The organism is Pseudomonas sp. NFX5, from assembly GCF_049132125.1.
Lineage (GTDB): Bacteria > Pseudomonadota > Gammaproteobacteria > Pseudomonadales > Pseudomonadaceae > Aquipseudomonas > Aquipseudomonas marginalis.
The window spans coordinates 57,810-72,864 of sequence record NZ_JAFMZG010000015.1 but is presented as its reverse complement, the minus strand read 5'-3'; the positions used below and the strand labels follow the sequence as shown (position 1 = coordinate 72,864).

The following is a 15,055-nucleotide window of genomic DNA, read 5'->3' as shown; positions in this document are numbered from 1 at the left end:
CGAACTCAGCAGTGAAACGATGCATCGCCGATGGTAGTGTGGGGTTTCCCCATGTGAGAGTAGGTCATCGTCAAGATTAAATTCCGAAACCCCATTTGCGAAAGCAGATGGGGTTTTGTTTTGGGCGGTCGGAAAGTGCGAAGAGGCGCCTCGGGACGGGCTTCAGTGCTAAAGTCCGGCCTTTCTATGCAATGACCCTGCGCATGGCTATCATGCGTGCCTCATTGTGAGGCGATACTTGCATGCTGACGTTGTTAGAACTTCTAAAAGATGGCCGATTCCATTCCGGAGAAGCACTTGGCGCAGCCCTGGGCGTTAGTCGCAGTGCTGTCTGGAAGCAGCTCCAGCATCTTGAGGCCGAATTGAATCTGCCGGTCCACAAGGTTCGTGGGAGGGGGTATCAATTAGCTTCGCCGCTGGTTTTCTTGAGTTCTGAGCAGATTGCACTGCATGCGTCTTCCCTGGTGTGGCCTATCCATATCTACGACTCCATCGACTCGACAAATGCCGAGGCTCTGCGCCTTGTTGAGGTTGAGCGTGCGACGCCGTACCTGGTGCTTGCGGAGCAGCAAACGGCGGGAAAAGGGCGACGTGGTCGAAAGTGGGTCAGCCCGTTCGCTCAGAATGTGTATTACAGCCTCTTATTGCGTATCGAGAATGGTCCGCGACAGCTGGAAGGCCTGAGCCTTGTGGTTGGCTTGGCGGTAATGCAGGCGTTGCGTGAGTCTGGAGTGCGGGGTGCGGCTCTGAAGTGGCCAAACGACGTCCTGGTGGGGCAGAAGAAGATTGCCGGGATTTTGCTGGAGCTCGTAGGGGATCCCGCGGATATTTGCCACGTTGTCCTCGGCATCGGTATTAACGTGAATATGCAGAAGGCTGAAGAGGTTGATCAGCAATGGACGTCAGTGCAGTTGGAGACGGGGTCTCCAGTTGATCGTAACTCTCTGGTGGCGCGCCTGTGCTTGCAGTTGCAAAGCTACTTGGATCGACACAGGGCGCAAGGATTTTCATCGCTTCGGGATGAGTGGGAAAAAGGCCATGCCTGGCAGGGAAAGGCAGTGTCACTCATAGCGGGTGCCAGCCGTGTCGATGGGGTGGTGCTGGGTATCGACGGTCAGGGGGCATTACGTTTAAGTGTCGGTGGTGTTGAAAAAACATACAGTGGTGGTGAGTTAAGCCTGAGGTTGCGTGATGATTCTTGAGCTCGACTGTGGGAATAGCTTCATCAAGTGGCGCGTACTTGATTCGGATCGGGCGACGGCATCTGCAGAAGGTGTCGCTAGTTCGGATGTTGCATTGATTGAAAGTCTGTCAGTGCTGCCTGGTGTGTTATTGACACATTGCCGGTTGGTGAGTGTTCGTGCTCTGGACGAAACAAAAAATCTGGTTGAGGCGCTGGTGGAGGCCTTTGGCGTTGCGGTTTCCTGCGCTGTTTCTGCGCGAGAAATGGCTGGGGTGCGCAACGGTTACGAAGATTTCGAGCGTCTTGGTCTTGATCGCTGGTTAGCAATGCTGGGCGGCTTCAAATTGGCGTCGGGCGCATGCTTGGTGCTTGATTTCGGTACGGCTGCTACTGCAGATTTTGTTGCTGGCGATGGTGAGCATTTAGGTGGCTTCATCTGTCCAGGTATGCCCCTCATGCGTAATCAGCTGCGCACGCATACGCGCAAGATACGTTACGACGATGCAGCTGCCGAGAGAGCCTTGGAGCGCCTATCGCCAGGGCATACGACCGTAGAGGCTGTAGAGCGTGGCTGTACGTTGATGCTCAGAGGGTTTGTGCTGACCCAGCTTGAGCTGGCCCGAAGTTATTGGGGTGATAACTTCACTGTGTTCCTGACGGGGGGCGATGCTGATTTGGTGAGGGATGCCGTGCCTCAGGCTCGACTCGTTCCTGATTTGATTTTCGTAGGTCTGGCAATGGCGTGCCCTTTATCTTGAGGTGTTTATGCGTTGGCTGTTTTTGCTTTTATTGATCCTGAACGCCTTTTACTACATATGGCATCAGCAAGAGGCGCCGTTGCGTGCTAAAGACGTGACCCCTCTGAGCCTCTATCGGAATACGCAGCAGGATATTCGCCTGCTGAGCGAGTCTTCCGACGCTGTGGTGCGCAAGGATCGGGCTAAGGCATCTGATGCGCAAAATACTTGCTTATACATAGGAGGCTTTGCCGACCAGCGACAGGCGCAATTCCTTGAGCAGCGCCTCACTAGCCTGGATATAAAGGTTAAGGTGCAGCTGCTGAGTGCTCCTGATGCGCAAGGTTACTGGCTTCGAGTTGCCCCGGAAAGCCGACGCCTGGCTGACGACCTGCCCTTTGAAAACCTTGCTAAGGAATTCAATGAGTTAAAACATAAAATAATGCTGTGCGAAGGCATTGCAACTCTCGAATAGTTTGCATAGAATGGCGCCCGCTTCGCAGTGAAGACCTTTAAGGTCTAAGGTGCGAAGCGAAGGTCAATGCAGCTAACCTCATATTTTTAATGAGAAAATGCTTGACAGAAGGCCGGCGTGATGTAGAATGCCGGCTCGCTTAGGAGGGGTTCCCGAGCGGCCAAAGGGATCAGACTGTAAATCTGACGTCTACGACTTCGAAGGTTCGAATCCTTCCCCCTCCACCATTTTAGCGTGAGCTGCAAGCTCCGCGGGTATAGTTTAGTGGTAGAACCTCAGCCTTCCAAGCTGATGATGCGGGTTCGATTCCCGCTACCCGCTCCAAGTTTGCAGGTTGTGCACGGTGTTTCGCTCTTGTAGCTCAGTTGGTAGAGCACACCCTTGGTAAGGGTGAGGTCAGCGGTTCAAATCCGCTCAAGAGCTCCATATAACAAGGCAGATATGAAAATATCTGCCTTTGTTTTAACGGCTGGCTCGGCTTGATGGTGTTCAGATCGCTTGTTGTTGAGTGATTTCAAGTCTTTGGGGGTTGGTTGTTGTAAAGTCTTTTTCGGGTCTGCATAATGGTCGGCCTGATTTTGTTTTAGGTCAGTAGCTCAATTGGCAGAGCGACGGTCTCCAAAACCGTAGGTTGGGGGTTCGATTCCCTCCTGACCTGCCAGATTCACGTGGTGTGTCTGGCTTTCTTTTCACAGGATCTTCATAGATGACTCCTAAGGCTGAAGCTCAAAGCTCTCGTTTCGATCTCGTCAAGTGGCTCGCTGTAGTCGCTTTGGTGGTCGTGGGCGTTGTTGGCAACCAGTACTATTCTGCTTCGCCGATCCTGTACCGCGTTCTCGTTTTGCTCGCCCTTGCTGCTGTAGCTGCCTTTGTAGGCCTGCAGACTGCCAAAGGCAAGTCTTTCGCGGTCCTGGTGAAGGAAGCTCGCACCGAAATTCGTAAAGTCGTTTGGCCAACTCGCCAAGAAACCACGCAGACCACGTTGATTGTTGTGGCTGTTGTTCTGGTTATGGCGTTGCTGTTGTGGGGGCTTGATTCCCTGCTCGGCTGGCTTGTTTCCTTGATTGTTGGCTAAGGGTGTCCCGTGGCTAAGCGTTGGTACGTTGTGCATGCTTACTCGGGTTACGAGAAGCATGTTATGCGCTCTTTGCTGGAGCGCGTAAAGCTGGCAGGCATGGAAGATGGCTTCGGCGAAATTCTGGTTCCCACTGAAGAAGTGGTTGAAATGCGGAATGGTCAGAAGCGCAAGAGTGAGCGCAAGTTCTTTCCTGGCTACGTGCTGGTACAGATGGACATGAACGAAGGTACTTGGCACTTGGTCAAGGACACTCCTCGTGTTATGGGTTTTATCGGCGGTACGGCTGATAAGCCTGCTCCGATCACTGACAAAGAGGCAGAAGCAATTCTGCGTCGTGTCGCCGACGGTAGCGACAAGCCCAAGCCGAAGACGTTGTTCGAGCCGGGTGAGGTTGTTCGTGTCACAGATGGTCCGTTTGCTGATTTCAACGGGACCGTCGAAGAGGTTAACTACGAAAAGAGCCGGATCCAGGTCGCGGTGCTCATTTTCGGTCGCTCTACTCCGGTAGAGTTGGAATTCAGCCAGGTCGAGAAGGTCTAGCTGAGTAAGCATCCCAACCCCGCAGCCTTAGGCTGTGGGGTTTTGTCGTCACTGGGATAAACGCGCAAGTAACCGGGGAGCCTTTCGAGGCGCTTGAACCCGTAATTGGAGTGCCTCATGGCCAAGAAGATTACCGCTTACATCAAGCTGCAAGTGAAGGCCGCTCAGGCCAACCCAAGCCCACCTGTTGGTCCAGCCCTGGGTCAGCACGGCGTGAACATCATGGAATTCTGCAAGGCTTTCAACGCCCGTACTCAGGGTCTTGAGCCAGGTCTGCCGACTCCAGTGATCATCACTGTATACAGCGACCGTAGCTTCACTTTCGAAACCAAGTCGACCCCGGCTTCGGTTCTGCTGAAGAAGGCTGCTGGTCTGACTAGCGGTTCCGCTCGTCCTAACACCGTTAAGGTTGGCACCGTAACTCGTGCTCAGCTGGAAGAAATCGCGAAAACCAAAAACGCGGATCTGACTGCAGCTGATATGGATGCAGCCGTGCGTACCATCGCCGGTTCTGCTCGTAGCATGGGCCTTAACGTGGAGGGTGTGTAATGGCTAAGCTGACCAAGCGCCAAAAGGCTATCGCCGGCAAAATCGAAGCGGGCAAGTCCTACAATTTTGTAGACGCTGCTGCTCTGCTGACCGAGCTGTCGACTGTCAAGTTCAGCGAGTCCGTTGACGTTGCTGTAAACCTGGGTGTTGACCCACGTAAATCTGACCAGGTCGTTCGTAGCGCTACTGTGCTGCCACACGGTACTGGTAAGACTGTTCGTGTAGCTGTCTTCACCCAAGGCCCTGCAGCTGAAGCTGCTCTGGCCGCCGGCGCTGACCGCGTTGGTATGGACGACCTGGCTGCCGAAATGAAAGGCGGCGACCTGAACTACGACGTAGTTATTGCTTCCCCGGACGCAATGCGTGTTGTGGGCCAGTTGGGTCAGATCCTGGGTCCACGTGGCCTGATGCCTAACCCTAAGGTCGGCACCGTAACGCCAGACGTAGCTACCGCGGTTAAAAACGCCAAGGCTGGTCAGGTTCGTTATCGTACCGACAAAAACGGCATCATTCACACCTCCGTTGGCAAGGTCGGCTTCGACGCCGTCAAGCTGAAGGAGAACGTTGAAGCCCTGATCGCCGATCTGAAGCGTATCAAGCCAGCTTCCTCGAAAGGTATCTACGTCAAGCGCGTTACCCTGAGCACCACCATGGGCCCAGGCCTGGTCATCGACCAAGGCTCGCTGGACGTATAAGACACAAGTTGGCGCAAGCGATTGCGCCAATTGAAAGATTGGGGTCCCTGCCTGGCGGGGGCTATCCAAGACCGTAGGCGACGCAAGTCTTAAACCAACAAGCCTACGCAGATGGTGCTCCCGGTTCCTTACCGAATCAGACACCAAAACGACATCCGGCTCCGGCCAGATGAAACGGTAACAAGCAGGAGTTAAACCCGTGGCAATTAATCTCGAAGACAAGAAGGCCATCGTCGCTGAAGTCAACGAGGCTGCCAAAGCTGCTCTGTCCGCTGTCGTGGCTGATGCCCGTGGTGTGACAGTAGGCGCTATGACCGGACTCCGTAAAGAGGCTCGTGAAGCTGGCGTATACGTACGTGTTGTACGTAACACCCTGCTCAAGCGCGCCGTTGCTGACACTGAATACAGTGTCCTCAACGACGTGTTCACTGGCCCGACTCTGATTGCCTTCTCCAAGGATCATCCAGGCGCTGCTGCCCGTTTGTTCAAAGAGTTCGCTAAGAGTCAGGATAAGTTCGAGATCAAGGCAGCTGCGTTCGAGGGCAAGTTCCTCGCAGCTAACCAAATCGACGTACTGGCAACACTGCCGACCCGCAACGAAGCCATTTCGCAGCTGATGAGCGTGATTCAAGGCGCTACCAGCAAGCTGGCTCGTACTCTGGCTGCAGTTCGCGAGCAAAAAGAAGCTGCCGCAGCCTAAGGCTGAGCAACTTCTCTCGCGTATTTTTGTTTATTTCGATGGCCGCGTAGGCCGTCCCCCAATTCAGGAAATACAGCAATGTCTATCTCCCAAGACGATATCCTCAACGCCGTAGCTGAAATGTCGGTTCTGCAGGTTGTTGAGCTGATCAAAGCTTTCGAAGAAAAATTCGGCGTTTCCGCTGCCGCTGCTTCCGCTGGCCCAGCTGCTGCTGCTGCCGTTGTTGAAGAGCAAACCGAATTCAACGTCATGCTGACCGAGGCTGGCGAGAAGAAAGTAAACGTGATCAAGGCAGTACGTGAACTGACCGGTCTGGGCCTGAAAGAAGCCAAGGCTGTAGTTGACGGCGCTCCTGCCATGGTTCTGGAAGCTGTTGCCAAAGAAGCAGCTGACAAAGCCAAAGCTACTCTGGAAGAAGCAGGCGCTAAAGTCGAGCTGAAGTAAGCATCGACCTTGCGTCTCCAGCCCAAGCGTTAAGCTGAAGGCTGATGGCTGGTGGCTCTTGCCACCGGCCTTTTTCCGTTCTTGGCTGTCGACTCGGTCGCCGCCATTAACGCGCTGTAGCCACCCGATGCGGTGGTGCAAACCATGGGGTTTGCAAGATTTTCTGGCTGCTCCCGTCGGGAGGGCCAAACAAGCAGGTGACCAAGCTGGGGAACGCTGATGGCTTACTCATATACTGAGAAAAAACGTATCCGCAAGGACTTTAGCAAGTTGCCGGACGTCATGGATGTCCCGTACCTTCTGGCTATCCAGCTGGATTCGTATCGTGAATTCTTGCAGGCGGGAGCGACCAAAGATCAGTTCCGCGACGTGGGCCTGCATGCGGCCTTCAAATCCGTTTTCCCGATCATCAGCTACTCCGGCAATGCTGCGCTGGAGTACGTCGGTTATCGCCTGGGCGAACCGGCATTTGATGTCAAAGAATGCGTGTTGCGCGGTGTTACGTACGCCGTACCTTTGCGGGTAAAAGTCCGTCTGATCATTTTCGACAAAGAGTCGTCGAACAAAGCGATCAAGGACATCAAAGAGCAAGAAGTCTACATGGGCGAAATCCCATTGATGACTGAGAACGGTACCTTCGTTATCAACGGTACCGAGCGCGTTATCGTTTCCCAGCTGCACCGTTCCCCGGGCGTGTTCTTCGACCACGACCGCGGCAAGACGCACAGCTCCGGCAAGCTCCTGTACTCCGCGCGGATCATTCCGTACCGCGGTTCGTGGTTGGACTTCGAGTTCGATCCGAAAGACTGCGTGTTCGTGCGTATCGACCGTCGTCGCAAGCTGCCGGCCTCGGTACTGCTGCGCGCGCTCGGCTACACCACTGAGCAAGTCCTGGATGCGTTCTACACCACCAACGTATTCAGCCTGAAGGATGAAACCCTCAAGCTGGAGCTGATCGCTTCGCGTCTGCGTGGTGAAATTGCTGTCCTGGACATTCAGGATGAAAAGGGCAAGGTCATCGTTGAGGCTGGCCGTCGTATCACTGCGCGCCACATCAACCAGATCGAAAAAGCGGGTATCAAAGAGCTGGAAGTTCCCCTGGACTATGTCCTGGGCCGTACTACCGCGAAGGTCATCGTTCACCCGGCTACAGGCGAAATCCTGGCTGAGTGCAACACCGAGCTGAACACCGAGATCCTGGCCAAAATCGCCAAGGCGCAGGTTGTTCGCATCGAGACCCTGTACACCAACGATATCGACTGCGGTCCGTTCGTCTCCGACACCCTGAAGATCGACTCCACCAGCAACCAATTGGAAGCGCTGGTAGAAATCTATCGCATGATGCGTCCTGGCGAGCCACCAACCAAAGACGCTGCAGAAACCCTGTTCAACAACCTGTTCTTCAGCCCTGAGCGCTACGACCTGTCTGCGGTCGGCCGGATGAAGTTCAACCGTCGTATCGGTCGCACCGAGATCGAAGGTTCGGGTGTGCTGTGCAAGGAAGACATCGTTGCGGTCCTGAAGACTCTGGTCGACATCCGTAACGGCAAAGGCATCGTCGATGACATCGACCACCTGGGTAACCGTCGTGTTCGCTGCGTAGGCGAAATGGCCGAGAACCAGTTCCGCGTTGGCCTGGTGCGTGTTGAGCGTGCGGTCAAAGAGCGTCTGTCGATGGCTGAAAGCGAAGGCCTGATGCCGCAAGACCTGATCAACGCCAAGCCAGTGGCTGCGGCGGTGAAAGAGTTCTTCGGTTCCAGCCAGCTCTCGCAGTTCATGGACCAGAACAACCCGCTTTCCGAGATCACCCACAAGCGCCGTGTTTCCGCGCTGGGCCCGGGCGGTCTGACCCGTGAGCGTGCAGGCTTTGAAGTGCGTGACGTACACCCGACTCACTACGGTCGTGTATGCCCAATCGAAACGCCGGAAGGCCCGAACATCGGTCTGATCAACTCCCTGGCTGCCTATGCGCGCACCAACCAGTACGGCTTCCTTGAGAGCCCGTACCGTGTGGTGAAAGACGCCCTGGTTACCGACGAGATCGTGTTCCTGTCCGCCATCGAAGAAGCTGATCACGTGATCGCTCAGGCTTCGGCCACGATGAACGACAAGAAGGTCCTGATCGACGAGCTGGTAGCTGTTCGTCACCTGAACGAGTTCACCGTCAAGGCGCCGGAAGACGTCACCTTGATGGACGTATCGCCGAAGCAGGTAGTTTCGGTCGCAGCGTCGCTGATCCCGTTCCTGGAACACGATGACGCCAACCGTGCGTTGATGGGTTCCAACATGCAGCGTCAAGCTGTACCGACCCTGCGTGCCGACAAGCCGCTGGTAGGTACCGGCATGGAGCGTAACGTAGCCCGTGACTCCGGCGTTTGCGTCGTGGCTCGTCGTGGCGGCGTGATCGATTCCGTTGATGCCAGCCGTATCGTGGTTCGTGTTGCTGATGACGAAGTTGAAACCGGTGAAGCCGGTGTCGACATCTACAACCTGACCAAATACACCCGCTCGAACCAGAACACTTGCATCAACCAGCGTCCGCTGGTGCGCAAGGGTGATCGCGTTCAGCGTAGCGACATCATGGCTGACGGTCCGTCCACCGATATGGGTGAATTGGCTCTGGGTCAGAACATGCGCATCGCGTTCATGGCATGGAACGGCTTCAACTTCGAAGACTCCATCTGCCTGTCCGAGCGTGTGGTTCAAGAAGATCGCTTCACCACCATCCACATTCAGGAACTGACCTGTGTGGCGCGTGACACCAAGCTTGGGCCAGAGGAAATCACTGCAGACATCCCGAACGTGGGTGAAGCTGCACTGAACAAGCTGGACGAAGCCGGTATCGTTTACGTAGGTGCTGAGGTGGGTGCGGGCGACATCCTGGTTGGTAAGGTCACTCCGAAAGGCGAGACCCAACTGACTCCGGAAGAGAAGCTGCTGCGTGCCATCTTCGGTGAAAAAGCCAGCGACGTTAAAGACACCTCCCTGCGTGTACCTACCGGTACCAAGGGTACTGTCATCGACGTACAGGTCTTCACCCGTGACGGCGTCGAGCGTGATGCTCGTGCACTGTCCATCGAGAAGACCCAGCTCGACGAGATCCGCAAGGACCTCAACGAAGAGTTCCGTATCGTTGAAGGCGCGACCTTCGAACGTCTGCGTTCCGCCCTGGTAGGCCACAAGGCTGAAGGCGGCGCAGGTCTGAAGAAAGGTCAGGACATCACCGACGAAATCCTCGACGGTCTTGAGCACGGCCAGTGGTTCAAACTGCGCATGGCTGAAGATGCTCTTAATGAGCAGCTCGAGAAGGCCCAGGCCTATATCGTTGATCGTCGCCGTCTGCTGGACGACAAGTTCGAAGACAAGAAGCGCAAACTGCAGCAGGGCGATGACCTGGCTCCAGGCGTGCTGAAAATCGTCAAGGTTTACCTGGCAATCCGTCGCCGCATCCAGCCGGGCGACAAGATGGCCGGTCGTCACGGTAACAAAGGTGTGGTCTCCGTGATCATGCCGGTTGAAGACATGCCGCACGATGCCAATGGCACCCCGGTCGACGTCGTCCTCAACCCGTTGGGCGTACCTTCGCGTATGAACGTTGGTCAGATCCTTGAAACCCACCTTGGCCTCGCGGCCAAAGGTCTGGGCGAGAAGATCAATCGTATGATCGAAGAGCAGCGCAAGGTTGCTGACCTGCGTAAGTTCCTGCACGAGATCTACAACGAGATCGGCGGTCGTAAGGAAGAGCTGGATACCTTCTCCGACCAGGAAATCCTGGATCTGGCGAAGAACCTGCGCGGTGGCGTTCCAATGGCTACCCCGGTGTTCGACGGTGCCAAGGAAAGCGAAATCAAGGCCATGCTGAAACTGGCAGACCTGCCAGAAAGCGGCCAGATGCAGCTGTTCGACGGCCGTACCGGCAACAAGTTCGAGCGCCCGGTTACTGTTGGCTACATGTACATGCTGAAGCTGAACCACTTGGTAGACGACAAGATGCACGCTCGTTCTACCGGTTCGTACAGCCTGGTTACCCAGCAGCCGCTGGGTGGTAAGGCTCAGTTCGGTGGTCAGCGTTTCGGGGAGATGGAGGTCTGGGCACTGGAAGCATACGGTGCTGCTTACACTCTGCAAGAAATGCTCACAGTGAAGTCGGACGATGTGAACGGTCGTACCAAGATGTACAAAAACATCGTGGATGGCGATCACCGTATGGAGCCGGGCATGCCCGAGTCCTTCAACGTGTTGATCAAAGAAATTCGTTCCCTCGGCATCGATATCGATCTGGAAACCGAATAACACGTGACGCGAATCGAGAGCGGGGCTGTTTAGCCCGCTCTCTGCTCCGCCAGGAGGAAAGGCCTTGAAAGACCTACTGAATTTGCTGAAAAACCAGGGTCAAGTCGAAGAGTTCGACGCCATCCGTATTGGATTGGCATCGCCTGAGATGATCCGTTCGTGGTCGTTCGGTGAAGTTAAAAAGCCGGAAACCATCAACTACCGTACGTTCAAACCTGAGCGTGACGGCCTGTTCTGCGCCAAGATCTTTGGCCCGGTAAAGGATTACGAGTGCCTGTGCGGTAAGTACAAGCGCTTGAAGCACCGTGGTGTGATCTGCGAGAAGTGTGGCGTTGAAGTTGCGCTGGCCAAGGTTCGTCGTGAGCGCATGGCGCACATCGAGCTGGCTTCGCCGGTTGCCCATATCTGGTTCCTGAAATCGCTGCCGTCCCGTATCGGCTTGCTGATGGACATGACCCTGCGTGATATCGAACGCGTTCTCTACTTCGAGAGCTATGTCGTTATCGATCCAGGCATGACTACCCTTGAAAAAGGTCAGCTGCTGAACGACGAGCAGTACTTCGAGGCGTTGGAAGAGTTCGGTGATGATTTCGATGCCCGCATGGGTGCCGAAGCTGTCCGCGAACTGCTGCACGCTATCGACCTGGAGCACGAGATTGGTCGTCTGCGCGAAGAAATTCCGCAAACCAACTCCGAAACCAAGATCAAGAAGCTGTCCAAGCGTCTGAAGTTGATGGAAGCCTTCCAGGGTTCCGGCAACCTGCCAGAGTGGATGGTGCTGACCGTTTTGCCGGTTCTGCCGCCAGATCTGCGTCCGCTGGTGCCGTTGGATGGTGGTCGTTTCGCGACTTCCGACCTCAACGACCTGTACCGCCGTGTGATCAACCGTAACAACCGCTTGAAGCGCTTGCTCGATCTGTCCGCTCCGGACATCATCGTGCGCAACGAAAAGCGTATGTTGCAGGAAGCTGTCGATGCCCTGCTCGACAACGGTCGTCGTGGCCGCGCTATCACCGGTTCCAACAAGCGTCCTCTGAAATCCTTGGCTGACATGATCAAGGGTAAGCAAGGTCGTTTCCGTCAGAACTTGCTCGGTAAGCGTGTTGACTACTCTGGTCGTTCGGTAATTACCGTAGGCCCGACCCTGCGTCTGCACCAGTGCGGTCTGCCTAAGAAGATGGCACTTGAACTGTTCAAGCCATTCATCTTCGGCAAGCTGGAAATGCGCGGTCTCGCGACCACCATCAAAGCGGCCAAGAAAATGGTCGAGCGCGAGCTGCCAGAGGTTTGGGACGTTCTCGCTGAAGTGATTCGCGAACACCCGGTTCTCCTCAACCGTGCACCGACCCTTCACCGTCTGGGTATCCAGGCGTTTGAACCGGTACTGATCGAAGGTAAGGCTATCCAGCTGCACCCTCTGGTCTGTGCTGCGTACAACGCCGACTTCGACGGCGACCAAATGGCCGTGCACGTACCGCTGACACTGGAAGCCCAGTTGGAAGCGCGTGCGTTGATGATGTCGACCAACAACATTCTGTCGCCAGCCAACGGTGAGCCAATCATCGTTCCGTCGCAGGACGTTGTATTGGGTCTGTACTACATGACCCGTGAGGCGATCAACGCCAAAGGCGAAGGTCGTGTGTTCGCTGACCTGCAGGAAGTTGACCGTGTGTTCCGTGCCGGCGAAGCCGCACTGCACGCCAAGGTCAAGGTGCGCATCAACGAAACGGTCAACGACCGTGATGGCGGCAGCGTGAGCGGCACCCGTATTGTCGACACCACCGTAGGCCGTGCGCTGTTGTACCAGGTTGTGCCAAAAGGCCTGTCGTACGACGTCGTCAACCTGCCGATGAAGAAAAAGGCGATCTCCAAGCTGATCAACCAATGCTATCGCGTGGTTGGTCTGAAAGAGACCGTCATCTTCGCTGACCAGTTGATGTACACCGGTTTTGCCTATTCGACCATTTCCGGCGTTTCCATCGGTGTTAACGACTTCGTTATCCCTGATGAAAAAGCCCGCATCATCAGTGCAGCTACTGATGAAGTGAAAGAGATCGAAAGCCAGTACGCCTCGGGCCTGGTAACACAGGGCGAGAAGTACAACAAAGTGATCGACCTTTGGTCCAAGGCCAACGACGAAGTGTCCAAGGCGATGATGGCCAACCTCTCGAAAGAGAAGGTCATCGACCGTCACGGCGAAGAAGTTGACCAAGAGTCCTTCAACTCGATGTACATGATGGCCGACTCGGGCGCACGGGGTTCTGCTGCGCAGATCCGTCAGCTCGCCGGTATGCGTGGCCTGATGGCCAAGCCGGACGGCTCCATCATCGAAACGCCGATTACTGCGAACTTCCGTGAAGGTTTGAGCGTACTCCAGTACTTCATCTCTACTCACGGTGCTCGGAAAGGTCTGGCGGATACCGCGTTGAAAACCGCTAACTCCGGTTACCTGACGCGTCGTCTGGTAGACGTTGCGCAAGATCTGGTTGTCACCGAGATCGACTGCGGCACCGAGCACGGCCTGCTGATGACTCCGCACATTGAAGGCGGTGACGTTGTAGAGCCGCTGGGTGAGCGCGTACTGGGTCGTGTTATTGCCCGTGACGTATTCAAGCCAGGTACCGAGGAAGTTATCGTTCCTGCCGGCACTCTGGTTGACGAGAAGTGGGTCGAGTTCATCGAACTCAACAGCATCGACGAAGTGATCGTTCGCTCGCCGATCAGCTGCGAAACCCGCTACGGCATTTGCGCCAAGTGCTACGGTCGTGACTTGGCTCGTGGCCACCAGGTGAACATCGGTGAAGCGGTCGGCGTTATTGCCGCCCAGTCCATCGGTGAGCCGGGTACCCAGCTGACCATGCGTACGTTCCACATCGGTGGTGCGGCAAGCCGGACCTCCGCAGCCGACAGCGTTCAGGTGAAGAATGGCGGTACTGTCCGCCTGCACAACCTGAAGCACGTTGAGCGAGTGGATGGTCACCTGGTCGCTGTGTCCCGTTCTGGTGAGCTGGCAATCGCTGATGACTATGGTCGTGAGCGTGAGCGCTACAAGCTGCCGTACGGTGCTGTGATTTCGGTTAAAGAAGGTGACAAGGTCGACGCTGGCGCAATCGTGGCCAAGTGGGATCCGCACACTCACCCAATCGTTACCGAAATGAAAGGTACCGTGACCTACGTGGGCATGGAAGAAGGCATCACGATCAAGCGTCAGACTGACGAATTGACCGGTATGACCAACATTGAAGTACTCGACGCGAAAGATCGTCCAGCTGCCGGTAAGGACATCCGTCCTGCTGTGAAGATGGTCGACGACAACGGCAAGGATCTGTTGCTGCCAGGCACTGACGTAATCGCTCAGTACTTCCTGCCAGCCAACGCCCTGGTCGGTGTAGCGGATGGTGCGAAGATCGCGATCGGTGATGTTATCGCGCGTATCCCGCAAGAAACTTCGAAGACCCGTGACATCACCGGTGGTTTGCCGCGTGTTGCCGACTTGTTCGAAGCTCGTCGTCCGAAAGAAGCGTCGATCCTGGCTGAAGTCAGCGGCACCATCGCGTTCGGTAAAGAAACCAAGGGCAAGCGCCGTCTGGTCATTACCCCGAACGACGGTACCGATCCGTACGAAGAGCTGATTCCAAAGTGGCGTCACCTGAACGTTTTCGAAGGCGAACAGGTAAACCGCGGCGAAGTGATCTCCGACGGCCCGAGCGATCCACACGACATCCTGCGTCTGCTGGGTGTGAGTGCGCTGGCCAAGTACATCGTCAACGAGATCCAGGACGTTTACCGCCTGCAAGGCGTGAAGATCAACGATAAGCACATCGAGACCATCCTGCGTCAGATGCTGCGTAAAGTTGAGATCGCTGAATCCGGCGATTCCAGTTTCATCAAGGGCGACCAGATGGAACTGACTCACGTGCTGGTGGAAAACGAGCGTCTGGCTGGCGACGAGAAATTCGTTTCCAAGTTCACTCGCGTACTGCTGGGTATCACCAAGGCGTCGTTGTCCACTGAGTCGTTCATCTCGGCGGCCTCCTTCCAGGAGACCACTCGCGTACTGACCGAAGCAGCGGTAACCGGCAAGCGCGATTACCTGCGCGGCCTGAAAGAGAACGTGGTCGTGGGTCGTCTGATCCCGGCTGGTACCGGTTTGGCTTACCACAGCGAGCGTAAGCGTCGCCGTGATGCTGACAAGCCGTTGCGCGTAAGCGCCAGTGAAGTGGAAGCTGCACTGACCGAAGCACTGAACTCAAGCGGTAACTGAGTTCTGCGGTAAATAAGTCTGGGCCCTGGCAGCCCCATTCGTCGGATCAAGGCAGTTTTGCCCGGGTTCGACGGGAGGGGAGGTCGGGGCCTTGCCT

At 55.7% G+C, this 15,055-nt stretch carries 11 protein-coding genes and 4 tRNA genes; all 15 read left to right on the top strand.

Annotated features, from left to right (window positions below):
- Positions 1-242 precede the first annotated feature (242 nt).
- Positions 243-1,202, top strand: a complete 960-nt coding sequence (gene birA / locus J1N02_RS10335; RefSeq protein WP_421147341.1) for a bifunctional biotin--[acetyl-CoA-carboxylase] ligase/biotin operon repressor BirA — start codon at positions 243-245, stop codon at positions 1,200-1,202.
- Positions 1,192-1,941, top strand: a complete 750-nt coding sequence (locus J1N02_RS10330) for a pantothenate kinase (protein WP_065924111.1) — start codon at positions 1,192-1,194, stop codon at positions 1,939-1,941. The genes birA and J1N02_RS10330 overlap by 11 nt, the downstream gene beginning before the upstream one ends.
- A 7-nt stretch (positions 1,942-1,948) precedes the next feature.
- Entirely contained in the window at positions 1,949-2,395 is a 447-nt protein-coding gene (locus J1N02_RS10325) for a hypothetical protein (RefSeq protein WP_027605161.1), read from the top strand.
- 142 nt (positions 2,396-2,537) lie between these two features.
- Positions 2,538-2,622, top strand: a tRNA-Tyr gene (locus J1N02_RS10320).
- Between the two features lie 23 nt (positions 2,623-2,645).
- Positions 2,646-2,719: transfer RNA gene (locus J1N02_RS10315), tRNA-Gly, on the top strand.
- Positions 2,720-2,745: 26 nt separating this feature from the next.
- Positions 2,746-2,821 (top strand) — tRNA-Thr (locus J1N02_RS10310).
- A gap of 159 nt (positions 2,822-2,980) precedes the next feature.
- A tRNA-Trp gene (locus J1N02_RS10305) sits at positions 2,981-3,056 on the top strand.
- Positions 3,057-3,101: 45 nt separating this feature from the next.
- Positions 3,102-3,470 carry a preprotein translocase subunit SecE gene (secE, locus tag J1N02_RS10300; protein ID WP_027605162.1) on the top strand — a complete coding sequence of 123 codons (369 nt, stop codon included), beginning with the start codon at positions 3,102-3,104 and terminating at the stop codon, positions 3,468-3,470.
- A 9-nt stretch (positions 3,471-3,479) separates the two neighbouring features.
- On the top strand, positions 3,480-4,013 hold the full coding sequence (gene nusG / locus J1N02_RS10295; RefSeq protein ID WP_003176436.1) for a transcription termination/antitermination protein NusG: 534 nt from the start codon (positions 3,480-3,482) through the stop codon (positions 4,011-4,013).
- Positions 4,014-4,130: 117 nt separating this feature from the next.
- Positions 4,131-4,562, top strand: a complete 432-nt coding sequence (gene rplK / locus J1N02_RS10290; protein WP_003176435.1) for a 50S ribosomal protein L11 — start codon at positions 4,131-4,133, stop codon at positions 4,560-4,562.
- Positions 4,562-5,257 (top strand): 50S ribosomal protein L1, encoded by a 696-nt coding sequence (rplA, locus tag J1N02_RS10285; protein ID WP_003176434.1) that lies wholly within the window; start codon positions 4,562-4,564, stop codon positions 5,255-5,257. Before rplK ends, rplA begins: the two co-directional genes overlap by 1 nt.
- Positions 5,258-5,456: 199 nt before the next feature.
- A complete protein-coding gene (gene rplJ / locus J1N02_RS10280) occupies positions 5,457-5,957 on the top strand; it encodes a 50S ribosomal protein L10 (RefSeq protein ID WP_003176433.1) in 501 nt (166 codons plus the stop codon).
- Positions 5,958-6,035: 78 nt separating this feature from the next.
- Positions 6,036-6,401, top strand: a complete 366-nt coding sequence (rplL, locus tag J1N02_RS10275) for a 50S ribosomal protein L7/L12 (protein ID WP_027605163.1) — start codon at positions 6,036-6,038, stop codon at positions 6,399-6,401.
- 219 nt (positions 6,402-6,620) lie between these two features.
- Entirely contained in the window at positions 6,621-10,694 is a 4,074-nt protein-coding gene (gene rpoB, locus J1N02_RS10270; protein ID WP_027605164.1) for a DNA-directed RNA polymerase subunit beta, read from the top strand.
- 64 nt (positions 10,695-10,758) lie between these two features.
- Positions 10,759-14,958: a DNA-directed RNA polymerase subunit beta' gene (gene rpoC, locus J1N02_RS10265; protein ID WP_027605165.1), complete on the top strand. Its 4,200-nt coding sequence runs from the start codon at positions 10,759-10,761 to the stop codon at positions 14,956-14,958.
- Positions 14,959-15,055: the final 97 nt, after the last annotated feature.

Coding starts and splice junctions, on each gene's coding strand:
- rpoB (WP_027605164.1), top strand. CDS start 6,621: ATGGCTTACTCATATACTGAGAAAAAACGTATCCGCAAGGACTTTAGC.
- rplA (WP_003176434.1), top strand. CDS start 4,562: ATGGCTAAGCTGACCAAGCGCCAAAAGGCTATCGCCGGCAAAATCGAA.
- rplK (WP_003176435.1), top strand. CDS start 4,131: ATGGCCAAGAAGATTACCGCTTACATCAAGCTGCAAGTGAAGGCCGCT.
- secE (WP_027605162.1), top strand. CDS start 3,102: ATGACTCCTAAGGCTGAAGCTCAAAGCTCTCGTTTCGATCTCGTCAAG.
- birA (WP_421147341.1), top strand. CDS start 243: ATGCTGACGTTGTTAGAACTTCTAAAAGATGGCCGATTCCATTCCGGA.
- rplL (WP_027605163.1), top strand. CDS start 6,036: ATGTCTATCTCCCAAGACGATATCCTCAACGCCGTAGCTGAAATGTCG.
- J1N02_RS10325 (WP_027605161.1), top strand. CDS start 1,949: ATGCGTTGGCTGTTTTTGCTTTTATTGATCCTGAACGCCTTTTACTAC.
- J1N02_RS10330 (WP_065924111.1), top strand. CDS start 1,192: ATGATTCTTGAGCTCGACTGTGGGAATAGCTTCATCAAGTGGCGCGTA.